General features: G+C 60.7%; 13 protein-coding genes. 2 read left to right on the forward strand and 11 right to left on the reverse strand.

The genetic code is table 11. The features are described 5' to 3' along the window. Window positions 1–6: 6 nt before the first annotated feature. The 11 genes from gcvP to gap all read right to left on the reverse strand — a co-directional run bounded on the left by gcvP (window position 7) and on the right by gap (window position 14,344). The gene (gcvP, locus tag LOY36_RS06065; RefSeq protein WP_258672590.1) at window positions 7–2,859 is read right to left on the reverse strand and encodes an aminomethyl-transferring glycine dehydrogenase; all 2,853 of its coding nucleotides are present in this window, start codon (window positions 2,857–2,859) and stop codon (window positions 7–9) included. A gap of 11 nt (window positions 2,860–2,870) precedes the next feature. Continuing rightward, window positions 2,871–3,245 carry a glycine cleavage system protein GcvH gene (gene gcvH, locus LOY36_RS06070; protein ID WP_018926486.1) on the reverse strand — a complete coding sequence of 125 codons (375 nt, stop codon included), beginning with the start codon at window positions 3,243–3,245 and terminating at the stop codon, window positions 2,871–2,873. A gap of 464 nt (window positions 3,246–3,709) precedes the next feature. Then, on the reverse strand, window positions 3,710–5,218 hold the full coding sequence (locus LOY36_RS06075; RefSeq protein WP_258672591.1) for a sigma-54-dependent transcriptional regulator: 1,509 nt from the start codon (window positions 5,216–5,218) through the stop codon (window positions 3,710–3,712). A gap of 174 nt (window positions 5,219–5,392) precedes the next feature. After that, entirely contained in the window at window positions 5,393–5,755 is a 363-nt protein-coding gene (locus LOY36_RS06080) for a DUF5064 family protein (protein WP_258672593.1), read from the reverse strand. Between the two features lie 79 nt (window positions 5,756–5,834). Then, the gene (arcC, locus tag LOY36_RS06085; RefSeq protein ID WP_258672594.1) at window positions 5,835–6,764 is read right to left on the reverse strand and encodes a carbamate kinase; all 930 of its coding nucleotides are present in this window, start codon (window positions 6,762–6,764) and stop codon (window positions 5,835–5,837) included. 183 nt (window positions 6,765–6,947) lie between these two features. Continuing rightward, entirely contained in the window at window positions 6,948–7,958 is a 1,011-nt protein-coding gene (locus tag LOY36_RS06090) for an ornithine carbamoyltransferase (RefSeq protein ID WP_258672597.1), read from the reverse strand. Window positions 7,959–8,027: 69 nt separating this feature from the next. Further along, window positions 8,028–9,284: an arginine deiminase gene (gene arcA, locus LOY36_RS06095; RefSeq protein ID WP_258672601.1), complete on the reverse strand. Its 1,257-nt coding sequence runs from the start codon at window positions 9,282–9,284 to the stop codon at window positions 8,028–8,030. A gap of 50 nt (window positions 9,285–9,334) precedes the next feature. Then, on the reverse strand, window positions 9,335–10,762 hold the full coding sequence (arcD, locus tag LOY36_RS06100; RefSeq protein ID WP_258672603.1) for an arginine-ornithine antiporter: 1,428 nt from the start codon (window positions 10,760–10,762) through the stop codon (window positions 9,335–9,337). A 451-nt stretch (window positions 10,763–11,213) separates the two neighbouring features. Beyond that, a complete protein-coding gene (locus LOY36_RS06105; protein ID WP_258672605.1) occupies window positions 11,214–12,545 on the reverse strand; it encodes a CoA transferase in 1,332 nt (443 codons plus the stop codon). A gap of 131 nt (window positions 12,546–12,676) precedes the next feature. Then, entirely contained in the window at window positions 12,677–13,141 is a 465-nt protein-coding gene (locus tag LOY36_RS06110) for a methylglyoxal synthase (protein WP_007934704.1), read from the reverse strand. A gap of 201 nt (window positions 13,142–13,342) precedes the next feature. Continuing rightward, window positions 13,343–14,344 carry a type I glyceraldehyde-3-phosphate dehydrogenase gene (gene gap / locus LOY36_RS06115; protein WP_007934706.1) on the reverse strand — a complete coding sequence of 334 codons (1,002 nt, stop codon included), beginning with the start codon at window positions 14,342–14,344 and terminating at the stop codon, window positions 13,343–13,345. Between the two features lie 219 nt (window positions 14,345–14,563). Between gap and edd the strand changes: the two genes are divergently transcribed. Continuing rightward, window positions 14,564–16,390, forward strand: coding sequence for a phosphogluconate dehydratase (edd, locus tag LOY36_RS06120; RefSeq protein WP_019651699.1), 1,827 nt, complete (start codon window positions 14,564–14,566; stop codon window positions 16,388–16,390). Further along, entirely contained in the window at window positions 16,387–17,337 is a 951-nt protein-coding gene (locus LOY36_RS06125) for a glucokinase (RefSeq protein WP_258672608.1), read from the forward strand. The genes edd and LOY36_RS06125 overlap by 4 nt, the downstream gene beginning before the upstream one ends. The last annotated feature ends 173 nt before the right edge of the window (window positions 17,338–17,510 follow it).

Here is a 17,510-nt window from a genome sequence, read left to right on the forward strand (position 1 = left end):
TATAGATCAAGCGTAGCTTTCGATAGACGGGCAGGCGCAGACCAGGTTGCGATCGCCAAACACGTTGTCGACGCGACCGACCGGCGGCCAGTACTTGGCTTCGATCAGCGACGCTACCGGGTAAACAGCTTGCTCGCGGCTGTACGGGTGAGTCCACTCGCCGACGATTTCCGCAGCGGTGTGCGGGGCGTTTTTCAGTGGGTTGTCATCCTTGTCCAGCGTGCCGTTTTCCACTGCGCGGATTTCTTCGCGGATGCGGATCATGGCGTCGCAGAAGCGGTCCAGTTCTTCCTTGGATTCGCTCTCGGTCGGCTCGATCATCAACGTGCCGGCCACCGGGAACGACATGGTCGGGGCGTGGAAGCCGAAGTCGATCAGACGCTTGGCCACGTCATCGACGCTGATGCCGCTGCTGTCTTTCAACGGACGCAGGTCGAGGATGCATTCGTGCGCCACCAGACCGTTGCTGCCGGTGTACAGCACTGGATAGTGCTCTTCGAGGCGACGGGAAATGTAGTTGGCATTCAGGATCGCCAATTGCGAAGCGCGCTTGAGGCCGGCGCCACCCATCATTCGAATGTACATCCAAGTGATCGGCAGAATGCTCGCGCTGCCGAACGGTGCCGCGCAGACCGCGCCTTCCTTGCGTTCCATCTGGGCGTGACCCGGCAGGAACGGCGTCAGGTGCGACTTGACGCCAATCGGGCCGACGCCCGGGCCGCCACCGCCGTGTGGGATGCAGAAGGTTTTGTGCAGGTTCAGGTGCGATACGTCGCCGCCGAACTTGCCTGGTGCGCAAAGGCCGACCATGGCGTTCATGTTCGCGCCATCGATATACACCTGGCCGCCGTTGTCGTGAATGATGCCGCAGATTTCGCGGATGCCTTCTTCGAACACACCGTGGGTCGACGGGTAGGTGATCATCAGCGCGGCGAGGTGTTCGCGGTGCTCGATGGCCTTGGCGCGCAGGTCTTCGATGTCGACGTTGCCGCGGGCATCGCACGCGGTCACAACCACGCGCATGCCGGCCATGTTGGCAGTGGCCGGGTTGGTGCCGTGGGCGGACGACGGGATCAGGCAGATGTCGCGACGGTCTTCGCCACGGCTCTGGTGGTAGGCACGGATCGCCAACAGACCAGCGTATTCACCCTGGGAACCGGCGTTCGGTTGCAGGGAGATCGAGTCGTAACCGGTGGCGGCGCAGAGCATCGCTTCCAGTTCATCGGTCAGCTGCTGATAGCCGGCGCTTTGCTCGGCCGGGGCGAACGGGTGCAGGGCACCGAATTCAGCCCAGGTCACCGGGATCATTTCGCTGGCGGCGTTGAGTTTCATGGTGCAGGAGCCCAGCGGGATCATGGTGCGATCCAGGGCCAGGTCCTTGTCCGCCAGTTTGCGCAGGTAGCGCATCAACTCGGTTTCGGAGTGATAACGGTTGAACACCGGGTGGCTGAGGATCGGCGATTGGCGAACCAGCGCGGCCGGGATAGTGCTTGCAACGTTCGCAGCCAATGCTGCGAAGTCCGGCAGTGCCTTGCCGTCGGCCAGCAGGCTCCACAGGGTTTCGACGTCAGCCTGGCTGCTGGTTTCGTCGAGGGACAGGCCCAGACGCTCAGCATCGACCACGCGCAGGTTGATCTTCTGCGCATGAGCCTTGTCGTGCAAGGCAGCCGTTTGTGCGCCGGTTTTAATCGTCAACGTGTCGAAGAAGCTGGCTTGCTCGACGCTCAGGCCCAATGCGCTCAAGCCTTTGGCGAGGATCGCGGTCAGGTGATGAATGCGATTGGCGATTTGCGTCAGGCCTTTCGGGCCGTGGTACACGGCGTACATGCTGGCGATGTTGGCCAACAGAACCTGGGCGGTGCAGATGTTGCTGGTGGCTTTCTCGCGACGGATGTGTTGCTCGCGGGTCTGCATGGCCAGGCGCAGGGCCGGCTTGCCGAAACGGTCCACGGAAACGCCGACCAGACGGCCCGGCATGTCGCGCTTGAATGCATCCTTGGTGGAGAAGTACGCCGCGTGCGGACCACCGAAGCCCAGCGGCACGCCGAAGCGTTGTGCGCTGCCGATGGCCACGTCGGCGCCGAACTCGCCCGGTGGGGTCAGCACGGTCAGGGCCAGCAAGTCAGCAGCGACCGCGACCAGTGCATTAGCGGCGTGGAAGCGCTCGGTCAGTTCGCGGTAGTCGAACACGTCACCGTTGCTGGCCGGGTATTGCAACAAGGCGCCGAAGAACGGCGTCACGTCGGTCAGTTCACGCTCGTCGCCAACGACCACGTCGATGCCCAAAGGCTCGGCACGGGTGCGCAAAACGTCGAGGGTTTGCGGGTGGCAATGAACGGAGGCGAAGAAGGCGTGGCTGCCCTTGTTCTTGCTCAGGCGTTTGCAGAAGGTCATCGCTTCGGCAGCGGCAGTGGCTTCGTCCAGTAGGGAGGCGTTGGCGATCGGCAGGCCGGTCAAGTCGCTGATCAGGGTCTGGAAGTTCAACAGCGCTTCGAGACGGCCCTGGGAAATTTCTGGCTGGTACGGGGTGTAGGCGGTGTACCAGGCCGGGTTTTCCAGCAGGTTGCGCAGGATCGGCGACGGCGTGTGAGTGCCGTAGTAGCCCTGACCGATGTAAGTCTTGAACAGCTGGTTTTTACCGGCGATGGATTTGATCAACGCCAGGGCATCGGCTTCGCTCAGGCCGTCTTCAAGGCCGAGGATGCTGGTGCCTTTGATGCTGTCGGGAATCACGCTGGCGCTCAGGGCTTCCAGGGAGTCGAAACCGAGGCTGTTGAGCATGGCTTGCTCGTCGCCTGCACGCGGGCCGATGTGGCGGGTGATGAATTCGTTGGCGGTCGTCAGATTGACTTGAGTCATGTAGGCGCTCCTCAGGCTTGGGCAATCAGACGGTCGTAAGCGTCTTGATCCAGCAGTTGGCCGACAGCCGAGGCGTCGGTTGGCTTGAAGCGGAAGAACCAGCCTTCGCCCAGCGGATCTTCGTTGACCAGTTCAGGGCTGCTATCGAGGGCCGGGTTGGTCTCGACCACTTCTCCGTCCAGAGGCATGTACACGCCGCTGGCAGCTTTTACCGATTCCACGGTGGCGGCTTCTGCGCCTTTGTCGTAGGACTGCAGCTCAGGCAGTTGTACGAAAACCACGTCGCCCAGTGCGTTCTGTGCGAAAGCGGTGATGCCGACCGTAACGGTGCCGTCAGCTTCGGTGCGCAGCCATTCGTGATCTTCAGTAAAACGCAACTCGCTCATGGAAACTCCTAAGGGGGCCAGACTCGTCTGGTGGACGCGATGGAATGCAGGGGCAATGCCCTGCTTTATGAGTGGTTACTTAGCAAAATCGCGGCCAATGTTATTTTGTTGTTTAAAAACAATGACTTATGATTTTGTATGGACCGTCGTGTTTCTGTAGCTGTAGCGAAATCGCTACAGCTCGAACCAAAGAAAAAAGCTTAGGTGGATCAAAGCCTTGGACAGCGCTGATCAGGAAGGGGTGTATCGATATCATTCCACTGTAGCGCTTTCAGTACAGATGGAGGTCGCTTTTAAACAGGTTAGAAACCCTTGAATTGGAACCCGACCCGTAGGAGCTGCCGAAGGCTGCGATCTTGTCCCAGGCACTACAAGGCGAAAGTCAAAAGATCGCAGCCTTCGGCAGCTCCTACGGGGGATGTGTCGGATTGAAGACGGTGTTCCAACATCCGACCGAGTAAGCCTCACGGCTTATTGGGAATCCCGTACTTGCGCAACCGATGGGCAATCGCGGTGTGGGAGGTTTGCAGGCGGCTGGCCAGTTGGCGGGTCGAGGGGTAGCTGACGTAGAGCTTTTCCAGCAGATCTTTCTCGAACTCTTCCATGGCCTGTTCGAGGCTGTCGACCTCGGTATCGCTCTGGCGTGCCACAGAGGTGCCGGCAATGTCGAGGTCGCCGATGTCCACCAGGCTGCTTTCGCAGATCGCCGCGGCGCGGAAGATCACGTTCTGCAATTGCCGCACGTTACCTGGCCAACGGTTACCCAGCAGCGCCGGGTAGGTGCCGGGGGCCAGGCGACAGACCGGGCGCTGGATCTGCGCGCAGGCCTGCTGCATGAAGTAGCGCGCCAGCAGCAGAATGTCCTGGCCGCGCTCGCGCAGGGGCGGTACTTCGACATTCAGCACGTTGAGGCGATAGAACAGGTCTTCGCGGAAGGTGCCTTCGCTGACCATTTTTTCCAGGTCGCGGTGGGTCGCGCTGAGGATCCGTACGTTGACCTTCACTTCGCGATCGCCGCCAACCCGACGGAAGCTGCCGTCGTTGAGAAAACGCAGCAGTTTCGCCTGCAAATACGGCGACATTTCACCGATCTCGTCGAGAAATACCGTGCCCTGGTTGGCCAGTTCCATCAGCCCCGGCTTGCCACCCCGTTGCGCGCCGGTGAAGGCGCCGGGGGCGTAGCCGAACAGTTCGCTTTCGGCGAGATTTTCCGGCAGCGCCGCGCAGTTCAAGGCCAGGAACGGCGAACTGTGGCGGGCGCTGATGGCGTGGCAGGCGCGGGCCACCAGTTCTTTGCCGGTGCCGGTTTCACCCTGGATCAGCAACGGTGCATCAAGGGCTGCGACGCGTTGAGCGCGAGCCTTCAGCGTACGAATGGCAGGGGATTCGCCGAGCAGGGCATCGAAACCTTCAGCGTGATCGTGGTGCAGCGCCGAGAGGCGTTCACCGATGCGGTTCGGTTGATACAGGGTCAGCAGGGCGCCGGCGTCGGTGATCGGCGTGGCATCCAGCAGCAGGGTTTGACCGTTGACGGTGATCTCGCGCAGCGGCAGGCGGAAGCCGTTTTCCAGCAATGTGTCGAGCAGCGCCGGGTCGGCAAACAGCTCGCTGATGCTTTCACCCGCCGGTTCGCGACCGTACAGGGCAATCAGTGCCGGGTTGGCCAGCAGCACCTTGCCGGCGCTGTCCAGGGCCAGCACCGGATCGGTCATGGCGGCGAGTAGCGCATCGAGCTGCAAGTGACGGCGCTGGCCGGGAAGGATGTCGACCACCGTCACCGCTTGCACGCCATGCACGTTGAACAGCGCATCGCGCAGCTCTTCGAGCACGGCCGGGCTCAAGGTCGGGGCGTCGATGTAGACGTTGGGTGGCACCATTTCCACCGCATCCAGATTGAGATTGCGCCCACCGAGCAGGGCCAGGACTTCCTGGGTGATACCGACGCGGTCGATGAAACTGACGTGGATGCGCATGGGGCGGTTTGGTTCTGGAGTGCGGAGGTTGGCAAGTATGCCTTGGAGGAGGGTTGGAGGTGAAATCGGCAATGGGGGATTGCTTGAAAAGATCGCAGCCTTCGGCAGCTCCTACAGGAGAATACGTTCGGCGTAGGAGCTGCCGAAGGCTGCGATCCGTTGATCTTCCAGTCGTTATTCCAGGTGTTCGGGTTTGACCGGATCGCCCGACTTCATGTTGAGCTGTGCCCGCACGTCTTCGAACATTGCATCGTAGTACTGGTGAATTGAACCGATGCTGCTCAGCGTCTTGGGGATGCCGTACTTCTCGGCGATTCTGGTGACGTTACTGGCGAAGTTATAGGCCTGATCCTTTGGCAGGAAAAATGACTCCGTCAGTTCCTTGCCCTGGATGCTGCCGTGCATCGTGAACTGCATCCCTTTGCCCTCCTTGGGATCCTGGGTGACTTCATAGTCGATGCACACGTTGTAGCTGACATCGCCCTTGTTCAGTGCGTGGCGCTCGATGTGCAGGTGACCGGGCTCAAACTTGGCCATTGGCGTCTCTCCTTCAAAGGCATTGAATCAGGGCAGACCTCACGCCTGCCTCCCTGCGTTTCTTTCTATTCGTTTCTTTCTATTGATAACTGATGCCAGGCGTCGCTGTGCTGATACGGGTGCCGGCCTTGCCCTGGACGATCGCTTCGATGTCCGAGAGTGAACCGATTACCGCGACTTTCCCAGTATGGCGGGCGAACTCGCAGGCCGCCTGGACCTTTGGTCCCATTGAGCCGGCGGCGAAGCCGAGTTTGTCCATTTCATCGGGGTGGGCCTGGGCAATGGCTTTCTGCGTGGGTTTGCCGAAATCGATGAACGCCGCGCTGACGTCGGTGGCGATCACTAACAGATCGCTTTCAAGCTGTTCGGCCAGCAGCGCCGAGCACAGGTCTTTGTCGATCACCGCTTCCACGCCTTGCAGTTTGCCGCTGGCGCCGTACATCGTCGGGATGCCGCCACCGCCGGCGCAAATCACGATGCTGCCTTTTTCCAGCAGCCATTTGATCGGGCGGATTTCGAAGATGCGTTTGGGTTTCGGGCTGGCGACCACGCGCCGGAATTTGTCGCCGTCCGGGGCGATGGCCCAGCCTTTTTCGGCGGCGAGTTTCTCTGCGTCGGCCTTGGAGTAGACCGGGCCGATGGGTTTGCTGGGAGCCCGGAAGGCCGGGTCATTGGCGTCGACTTCGACCTGGGTCAGCAGGGTGGCGAACGGGACTTCGAAGTCCAGCAGGTTGCCCAGTTCCTGTTCGATGATGTAGCCGATCATGCCTTCGGTTTCGGCACCGAGCACGTCCAGCGGGTAAGGAGAAACCTGGGTGTAGGCCGCCGCTTGCAGCGACAGCAGGCCGACCTGCGGACCATTGCCGTGGGCGATCACCAGTTGGTTGCCGGGGTAGACCTTGGCGATCTGTTCGGTGGCGATCCGGATGTTGGCGCGCTGGTTGTCCGCAGTCAGGGGTTCACCCCGGCGGAGCAGGGCATTACCGCCCAGAGCAACGACGATACGCATAATGCAGATCCTTTCAGAATTCGGTGAGCCCCGTAGGAGCTGCCGAAGGCTGCGATCTTTTGATCCTGGTCTTTTGATCTTGATCTTTGCCGAGCCATTGAAGATCAACATCAAGATCAAAAGATCGCAGCCTTCGGCAGCTCCTACGGGGGGCGGGGTCAGGTCATGAACAAGTGTTCAGCCTCAGATATCCGCCAGCGCCGACACCAGAATAGCCTTGATGGTGTGCATACGGTTTTCCGCTTGCTCGAAGGCGATGTTGGCCGGCGATTCGAAGACTTCTTCAGTCACTTCGACGCCGTTGGCCAGGTGCGGATAGCGTGCGGCGATGTCCTTGCCGACCTTGGTTTCGCTGTTGTGGAACGCCGGCAGGCAGTGCATGAATTTCACGCGCGGGTTGCCCGAGGCCTTCATCATGTCGGCGTTGACCTGGTACGGCAGCAGTTGCTCGATGCGCTCGTCCCACGCTTCCACCGGCTCACCCATCGACACCCAGATGTCGGTGTGGATGAAGTCCACGCCCTTGACCGCGGCTTTCGGGTCTTCGGTGATGGTGATGCGCGCGCCGCTCTCTTCGGCGAAGGCTTTGCACTGATCGATGAAGTCCTGATGTGGCCACAGCGCTTTCGGTGCGGCGATGCGCACGTCCATGCCGAGTTTGGCGCCGATCATCAGCAACGAATTACCCATGTTGTAGCGCGCATCGCCCAGGTAGGCGTAGCTGATGTCGTGCAGCGGTTTGTCGCTGTGTTCGCGCATGGTCAGGGTGTCGGCGATCATTTGCGTCGGGTGGAATTCAGCGGTCAGACCGTTGAACACCGGTACGCCGGCGAACTTGGCCAGCTCTTCGACGACTTCCTGTTCGAAGCCACGGTACTCGATGGCGTCGAACATCCGCCCCAGCACGCGGGCGGTGTCCTTCATGCTTTCCTTGTGGCCGATCTGCGACGACACCGGGTCGATGTAGGTGACGTGGGCGCCCTGGTCATGGGCCGCGACTTCGAAGGCGCACCGGGTGCGGGTCGAGGTTTTTTCGAAGATCAGCGCGATGTTCTTGCCTTGCAGGTGCGCACGCTCGGTGCCGGTGTATTTGGCGCGCTTGAGGTCGCGGGACAGGTCCAGCAGGTAGTGCAGCTCGCGAGTGGTGTGGTGCATCAGCGAGAGCAGGCTGCGGTTGCGCATGTTGAAAGCCATGATTGGATCTCCTTGGGTTTCGGTTATCCCCTCGGCCGTGCTGGATAAGCATCGGCCAAGGCTTGAAAGTTAATAATCGATAGGGTCGCGAATGATCGGGCAGGTCATGCAGTGGCCACCGCCACGCCCGCGCCCGAGCTCACTGGCGCTGATGGTGATGACCTCGACGCCGGCCTTGCGCAGCAGGGTGTTGGTGTAGGTGTTGCGGTCGTAGCCGATGACCACGCCTGGCTCCACCGCCACCACGTTGTTGCCGTCGTCCCATTGCTCGCGTTCGGCGGCAAAGGCGTTACCTCCGGTTTCGACGACGCGCAGCGCCTTGAGGTTGAGGGCCTTGGCCACGGTGTCGAGGAAGCTGGCTTCTTCACGGCGCACGTCGATGCCGCCCGGTTTGCTTTCATCGGGGTGCAGGCTGAAGGCGACGATCTGCTTCACCACTTCCGGGAAAATCGTCACCAGGTCGCGGTCGCAGAAGCTGAACACGGTGTCCAGATGCATCGCTGCGCGGGATTTCGGCAGGCCGGCGACGATGACTCGTTCCACCGCTTTGTTCTTGAACAGGTTGACCGCCAATTGGCCGATGGCCTGGCGGGACGAGCGCTCGCCCATGCCGATTAACACCACACCGTTGCCGATCGGCATCACGTCACCGCCCTCAAGGGTGGCGCTGCCGTGATCCTGGTCCGGGTCGCCGTACCAGATCTGGAAGTCAGCGTTGGTGAACTGCGGGTGGAATGTGTAGATGGCGGTGGCCAGCAGGGTTTCCTGACGGCGCGCCGGCCAGTACATCGGATTCAGGGTCACACCGCCGTAGATCCAACAGGTGGTGTCGCGGGTGAACTGGGTGTTGGGTAGCGGCGGCAGAATGAAGCTGGAATGACCGAGGAAGTCGCGGAACATCTGGATGGTCTTGCCACCGAAACTGTCTGGCAGGTCATCGGCGGAAACCCCGCCGATGAGGAACTCGGCGATCTTGCGTGGTTCCAGGCTACGTAGCCAGGCTCCCACTTCATGGACCAGGCCGAGGCCGACCGAATTGGCGGTGATCTTGCGTTCCAGAATCCAGTCCAGCGCTTCAGGCATCGCGACGATGTCCGTCAGCAGGTTGTGCATTTCCAGCACGTCGACACCACGCTCGCGCATCTTGGTGACGAAGTCGAAGTGATCGCGTTTGGCTTGGGCGACCCACAGCACATCATCGAACAGCAGTTCGTCGCAGTTGTTCGGGGTCAGCCGCTGGTGGGCCAGGCCGGGGGAGCAAACCATGACTTTGCGCAGTTTGCCTGCTTCGGAATGGACGCCGTACTTAACTTTTTCCGTGGTCATTACGTGTTCCTCCAGATGAAAACAATCGGGTGCTGCTTTTCACAACAGTGCTAAAGGGTCAGAAAGCCGGCATACAGCCCATAGGCCGCCACCAGGGCGCCCGCGACGACAGCGGCGAAAATCAGCTTCTCGACGTTGGTGAAAACCGGTTTGTCGACTTCAAGCTTGGCTTTGGCGAACAGGATCGCGCCGGGGGCATACAGCAGGGCGGAGAGCAGCAGGTATTTGACGCCGCCGGCGTAAAGCAGCCAGATCGCGTAGATCAGTGCGATGCCACCGATGAGCAGGTCTTTGCTGCGCTCGGCCGCAGCGTTTTCATAGCTCTCGCCGCGCACCGCCAGCAGCACGGCATAGGCCGCCGACCACAGGTACGGCACCAGAATCATTGAGGTGGCGAGGTAGATCAGCGACAGGTAAGTGCTGGCCGAAAACAGTGTGATGATCAGGAACAGCTGCACCATCGCGTTGGTCAGCCACAGCGCGTTGGCCGGTACAAGGTTGGCGTTTTCACGGCGCAAAAACGCCGGCATGGTGTGGTCCTTGGCGGCAGCGAACATGATCTCCGCGCACAGCAACACCCATGACAGCAACGCCCCGAGCAAGGAAATGATCAGGCCGACGCTGATCAGCACCGCGCCCCAGTGACCGACCACATGTTCCAGCACCGCGGCCATCGACGGGTTCTGCAGTTTCGCCAGTGCAGGTTGGGTCATGATCCCCAGGGACAACACGTTCACCAGCATCAGGAACAACAGCACGGTGATGAAGCCGATGACGGTGGCTTTACCCACGTCGCTGCGTACTTCGGCACGGGCTGAGAAAATGCTCGCGCCTTCGATGCCGATGAACACCCAGACGGTGACCAGCATCATCTTGCGCACTTGGTTCATCACGCTGCCCAGGTCCGGGTTTTTCACGCCCCAGATGTCAGCGGTGAAGATATCCAGTTTGAAGGCGAACACGGCGATCAATACGAACAGCAGCAGCGGCACGACCTTGGCGACGGTGGTCACCAAGTTGATGAACGCCGCTTCCTTGATTCCCCGTAACACCAGAAAGTGCACCGCCCAGAGCAGCAGCGAGGCGCCGATGACGGCGGCAACGGTGTTGCCTTCGCCGAAGATCGGAAAGAAATAACCGAGGGTGCTGAACAGCAGAACGAAATAACCCACGTTGCCCAGCCAGGCACTGATCCAGTATCCCCAGGCGGACGAGAAACCCATGTAGTCGCCGAACCCGGCCTTGGCGTAGGCATAAACACCGCCATCCAGATCAGGCTTGCGATTGGCCAGGGTCTGGAAGACGAAAGCGAGGGTCAACATGCCCACCGCGGTAATCGCCCAACCAATAAGAACAGCACCAACGTCAGCACTGGCAGCCATGTTCTGGGGCAAAGAGAATATTCCGCCACCAATCATTGAACCGACCACTAAAGCAACGAGCGCACCGAGTTTCAGTTTTCCGGGGGATTCAGACATGGCATGACTCCAGTGCAGGAGAAGAGAGACAACAGAGTAGTTCTGCAGGCTGTTCAATCAGCTGACATAGATCAGTGCATGGGCACATTCCATTGTTAATGAAAGACTTATGTATCGTTCTCGGGCATAGCGGTATTGCCGGGGAAGCCCTGTTCAGAGGGGGGCAAGTCAGGTGGGCGTAAGCGGTATTGCTTGGGCTTTGAAATTAGTGTGTTACTGCGGTTTCGCCAATTTTCTGATAACTGTTTTATATGACAGATTTGATTTATCAGGTGCGCGGTACTGGAATTAATGAATAAACGTTATTTCGTTTTATCTGTTTAGTTAAAAAACAACTACGCGACGATGTTTGCGGTGACTGTTCGGGCCTCATCGCGGGCAAGCCACGCTCCCACATTGGATCGGTATCCATTTGTAGGCGCGAGGGTTGCCCGCGAAAGCTATCTGATGATCACCACCACTGCGCGCGATGGGCGCCCAGTTCCCCGGCCGGCAGCGCCCATTGCAGTGGCGTCCCGGTGATCTTCAACGGCACCTGCAACCGATGGGCCGGCCCCCACGGTGTTTGCTCAATCAACATCCCTTGATCGTGGTCATCCTCTGCGCGCAACGGCTCGTTGGTTCCGGCGCCATGTTCGATCAACAACTTCGCCGTCCGTGCCAGCGACAACCGCGCAGAGCCACCGTGCTCCAATAGCTTGATCGCACTGGCCGCCATCAAATACCCGGTGGCGTGATCAAGGGCCTGGACCGGCAGCGGTGTCGGTTTATCCGATTTCTTCCAGTGCATGCCCGCGTCGGCAATCCCGCTGCTCATCTGCACCAGGCTGTCGAAGCCGCGACGGTTCTGCCAAGGGCCGCTCCAGCCGTACGCGTTGAGGCAAACATCGATCAGGCCGGGGGCCAGTGCCTGGCGTTGGGCGATGCCGTAACCCAGGCGTTCCAAGGCATCGGCGCGGTAGCCGTGGAGCAGAATGTCGGCGTCCTTGAGCAGGCTTTCGAACACCGCGCGATCGGCTTTGTCGTGCAGATTCAGGCGCGCACAGCGTTTGCCCAAGGTGACTTCCGGCACCACGCCCGGTTCATTCCAGGTCGGTGGGTCGATGCGCAGCACGTCGGCGCCGAGCCCGGCGAGGAAGCGGCTGGCGATCGGGCCGGCGAGTACTCGCGTGAGGTCCAGTACCTTGATTCCGGCCAGCGGTTGCGCCACCGAGCCTTGCCACGGTTTGGCGGTTTGGTTGCCATCGACGCTGAACTGAATCAACGGCTCGGCGTTCACGGCCCGACCTTGGGGGTGAGCTTGCCATTGCTTCCAGCTGCGCATCTCGGCGGCGCAACCACCGGCCTCGACCACCGCTTGTTCCAGATCGTTTTTCGCCCACTGAGCCACTTTGCTCGCCATCGCTGCGCGGTCGGCACAGGCGCCGAGCACTGACTCAGCAGCGGCGCGGTGATGGGGCGCGTTGGTGTGCAGGCGGATCCAGCCGTCCTTGGTCGCGTAGTCACCGGCGACCGGATCCCACAGCGGCGGGACGCTCCAGCCCACGGGGCGGATCGAGGTGGCGAACCAGAACGACGCCAGGCGGCGGTCAACTTCAAGGCTGGGCAAACGACCGGTTTGCCGGTGCAGCAGTTCGCTGGCGGCCTGGCCGGCGGCAGCAATGCTGGCGCAGGCCAGATCGGTCACGGCAAATGCCGAGGGCAGGGCGCCGCTCGAGGTGAACGGGATTGGGGTGTGAGGCAAGCCGAGTGCGGCTTGAATGGACGTGAGTAAATCAGTCATCGAAGGCCCTCCGGAACGAGAGCCCGAGCATAGTTCAAAAAAACGGCGCGGCCAGATGAAAGCAAGTTGAGGGTTTCCCCTCAACCATAGAATCTCCCACAGGGGATTTGTGCAGAGTGATTCCGGGCGCTTTACCCACGCCCCAGCAGATAGGTCGCGTAATCCGGGATGCGGTGTTCGTGAGCCTGATCCATCAACGGGCTGCTGAGCAGGTAGTCGGCGCTGCATTCGTTGCAGGCTACCGGGATGTTCCACACCGCCGCGACCCGCAGCAGCGCCTTTATGTCCGGGTCGTGGGGTTGCGGTTCGAACGGGTCCCAGAAGAACACCAGCATGTCGACCCGCTGCTCGGCGATTTGCGCGCCGAGTTGCTGGTCGCCGCCCAGTGGACCGCTGATCATGCTTTCCACCGACAGGCCGAGGCGTTGTTGCAACAACAACCCCGTGGTACCGGTGGCGACCAGTTCATGCTGCGCGAGTTTGTCTTTCTGCCGCTCGGCCCAGTCCAGCAAAAACACTTTGCAATGGTCATGGGCGACCAGGGCGATACGCTTGCGCGCCGCCATGGTCTTTTGCGTAAAGCTGATACCGATCATCGCTTGCTGCTCCAGACGAGAATGCGCCGGCGACGACGCATTTTTCGGCGTTGCAAATACCCGTAGGAGCTGCCGCAGGCTGCGATCTTTTGATCCTGGCGGCCGTGAGGCCCATGAAAATCAAGGTCAAAAGATCGCAGCCTTCGGCAGCTCCTACAGGGCCGCGTCCAACAAAGAATGAGGCGTCGTGCGCCCCATCACTTATTCAGCGTTGCAGAGCGCCAGGCAGTTATCGAGCATGCGGTTGGAGAAGCCCCACTCGTTGTCGTACCAGGCCAGCACTTTGAGCAGCTTGCCGCTGGACTTGGTGTGGTTGGCGTCGAAGATCGACGACAGCGGGTTGTGATTGAAGTCGCTGGATACCAGCGGCAGGGCGTTGTAGCCGAGAATCTTCGAGTGCTGGCTGGCTTGTTTGAGCAGCGCATTCACTTCATCGGCCGACGCTTCGCGCTTGAGCTGCACGGTCAGGTCCACCAGCGACACGTTGATCACTGGAACACGCACCGCCATGCCGGTCAGTTTGCCCGCCAGCTCCGGCAGTACCAGGCCTACTGCTTCAGCGGCGCCGGTCTTGCTCGGGATCATGTTCTGGGTGGCGGAACGGGCGCGGTACGGGTCGGTGTGGTAGACGTCGGTCAGGTTCTGGTCGTTGGTGTAGGCATGGATGGTGGTCATCAGACCGCTTTCGATGCCCAGCTCGCGGTGCAGCACCTGGGCCACCGGGGCCAGGCAGTTGGTGGTGCACGAGGCGTTGGAGATGATCTGGTGCGACTGGCGCAGAATGTCGTGGTTAACCCCATAAACCACAGTGGCGTCGGCGCCTTTGGCCGGGGCCGAGATAATCACTTTGCGTGCGCCGGCCGTAATATGGGCGGCGGCTTTGGCACGGTCGGTGAACAGACCGGTGCATTCGAACACGACGTCGACCTTCTCCGCGGCCCAGGGCAGTTCGGCCGGGTTGCGAATGGCGCTGACCGAAATACGGTCGCCGTTGACGGTCAGGCTTTCCTGATCGTGCTGGACATCGGCATCGAATGTGCCGTGAACGGTGTCGTACTTGAGCAGATGGGCATTCATCGAGCTGTCACCCAGGTCGTTGATCGCAACGATCTGCAGATCCTGACGATAGCCTTGGGTATACAGTGCGCGCAGGACATTACGGCCAATACGGCCAAAACCATTGATTGCGATTCGAAGAGTCATTTACAGCGCCGCCGTCGTTTTGTTGTTGGAATTACAAGATTATTCGCAAAAAAATAGAAAACAAGCCTTTTTAGTGGCAATATTTTGTTTTATCTACAACGAGTGACCTGAATCAACTGGTCCGAATGGTCAACAAAGCCGTCTGTCATCCCGATCACACCGGCAATTGATCAGCATAGACAATCAGGTCGCCACATCCGTTAGCCTGGAGTTCTACACATGCATCCCCGCGTCCTTGAGGTCACCGAACGGCTTATCGCCCGCAGCCGCGCCACGCGTGAGGCTTACCTTGCATTGATCCGCGGCGCGGCCAGCGACGGCCCGATGCGCGGCAAGCTGCAATGCGCCAACTTTGCCCACGGCGTGGCCGGGTGTGGCAGCGACGACAAGCACAGCTTGCGGATGATGAACTCCGCCAACATCGCAATTGTTTCGTCATATAACGACATGCTCTCGGCGCACCAGCCGTACGAAGTCTTTCCTGAACAGATCAAAAAAGCCTTGCGCGAAATCGGCTCCGTCGGCCAGTTCGCCGGCGGCACCCCGGCCATGTGCGATGGCGTGACCCAGGGCGAGCCAGGCATGGAACTGAGCCTGCCGAGCCGTGAAGTGATCGCGTTGTCCACCGCCGTGGCGCTGTCTCACAACATGTTCGACGGCGCGCTGATGCTCGGCATCTGCGACAAGATCGTGCCGGGCCTGATGATGGGCGCGTTGCGCTTCGGTCATCTGCCGATGATTTTCGTGCCGGGCGGGCCGATGGTGTCGGGCATCTCCAACAAGCAGAAAGCCGATGTGCGTCAGCGCTACGCCGAAGGCAAGGCGACCCGCGAAGAGCTGCTGGAATCGGAGATGAAGTCCTACCACAGCCCTGGCACCTGCACGTTCTACGGCACCGCCAACACCAACCAGTTGCTGATGGAAGTCATGGGCCTGCACTTGCCGGGCGCCTCGTTCGTCAACCCGAACACCCCGTTGCGCGATGCGCTGACCCGCGAAGCGGCGCATCAGGTCACTCGCCTGACCAAGCAGAATGGCAACTTCCTGCCGATCGGCGAAATCGTCGACGAGCGTTCGCTGGTCAACTCCATCGTGGCCCTGCACGCCACCGGCGGCTCGACCAACCACACCTTGCACATGCCGGCCATCGCCATGGCCGCGGGCATTCAGTTGACCTGGCAGGACATGGCCGACCTCTCCGAGGTGGTGCCGACCCTGAGCCACGTGTACCCGAACGGCAAAGCTGACATCAACCACTTCCAGGCAGCGGGCGGCATGTCGTTCCTGATCCGCGAACTGCTGGAAGCCGGCCTGCTCCACGAAAACGTCAACACCGTGCTCGGCCACGGCCTGAGCCGCTACACCCAGGAACCGTTCCTCGAAAACGGCGAGCTGGTCTGGCGCGAAGGCCCGATCGAAAGCCTCGACGAAAACATCCTGCGCCCAGTGGCTCGTGCATTCTCGCCAGAAGGCGGTTTGCGCGTGATGGAAGGCAACCTCGGCCGTGGTGTGATGAAGGTCTCGGCGGTTGCTCTGGAAAACCAGGTCGTCGAAGCCCCGGCCATGGTGTTCCAGGATCAACAGGACCTGGCCGATGCGTTCAAGGCCGGTCTGCTGGAGAAGGATTTTGTCGCGGTAATGCGCTTCCAGGGCCCGCGCTCCAACGGCATGCCGGAACTGCACAAAATGACGCCGTTCCTCGGCGTGTTGCAGGACCGCGGTTTCAAAGTCGCGTTGGTGACTGACGGGCGCATGTCCGGCGCCTCGGGGAAAATCCCGGCGGCGATCCATGTCAGCCCCGAAGCTTATGTGGGCGGCGCTTTGGCACGGGTGCGTGAGGGCGATATCATCCGCGTCGATGGCGTCAAAGGCACCCTGGAGCTTAAGGTGGACGCCGAAGAATTTGCAGCGCGCGAGCCGGCCAAAGGCCTGTTGGGCAACAACATCGGCACCGGTCGCGAACTGTTTGGTTTCATGCGCATGGCCTTCAGCTCCGCAGAGCAAGGCGCCAGCGCCTTTACTTCTGCCCTGGAGACGCTTAATTGAAACTGGCTTTGGTCGGTGACATCGGTGGGACCAACGCACGTTTCGCGTTGTGGAAAAACCAGCAACTGGAATCAGTCCAGGTGCTGGCAACGGCAGACCACGCCACCCCGGAAGAAGCGATTGCGCTGTACCTGAACGGGCTCGGCCTGGCGCCGGGTTCGATCGGTTCGGTGTGTCTGTCGGTGGCGGGCCCTGTGAGCGGTGATGAATTCAAATTCACCAACAATCACTGGCGGCTCAGTCGCAAGGGTTTCTGCAAGACCTTGCAGGTGGATCAACTGCTGCTGGTCAACGATTTCTCGGCCATGGCCCTGGGCATGACCCGCTTGCAGCCGGGCGAGTTCCGGGTGGTCTGCGAAGGCACGCCGGAACCGTTGCGGCCAGCAGTGGTAATCGGTCCGGGTACAGGCTTGGGCGTAGGCACGTTGCTCGATCTGGGCGAGGGCCGTTTTGCCGCGTTGCCGGGGGAGGGTGGTCACGTCGATCTGCCGCTGAGCAGCCCGCGGGAAACCCAGCTGTGGCAACACATCTACAACGAGATCGGCCATGTCAGCGCTGAAACGGCGTTGAGCGGTAGTGGTTTACCGCGAGTCTACCGGGCGATTTGCGCCGTGGACGGCCACACGCCTGTGCTCGACACGCCTGAGGCGATCACGGCGGCCGGGTTGGCGGGCGATCCGATTGCCCTGGAAGTGCTCGAGCAGTTCTGCTGCTGGCTCGGTCGCGTGGCCGGCAACAACGTGCTGACCACAGGCGCACGGGGTGGCGTGTACATCGTTGGCGGGGTGATTCCACGGTTTGCCGATTTCTTCATCGAAAGCGGTTTCGCCCGGTGCTTCGCCGACAAGGGCTGCATGAGCGATTACTTCAAAGGCATTCCGGTGTGGCTGGTGACAGCGCCGTATTCCGGCCTGGTGGGCGCGGGTGTGGCGCTGGAACAGGCCTGAGACCTGTGGCGAGGGGGCTTGTCGGAACGCCGCACCGCCCCGTTCGGCTGCGAAGCAGTCGTAAAAAAGGACCGCTACGCGATCCAACGGGGGCAAGCCCCCTCGCCACAAATCCGCGCACGTCATCAGATTTCCGTAAGGCATAATCCTCCCCAACACAAACAACAAGGATG

Source organism: Pseudomonas sp. B21-019 (genome assembly GCF_024749225.1).
GTDB lineage: Bacteria > Pseudomonadota > Gammaproteobacteria > Pseudomonadales > Pseudomonadaceae > Aquipseudomonas.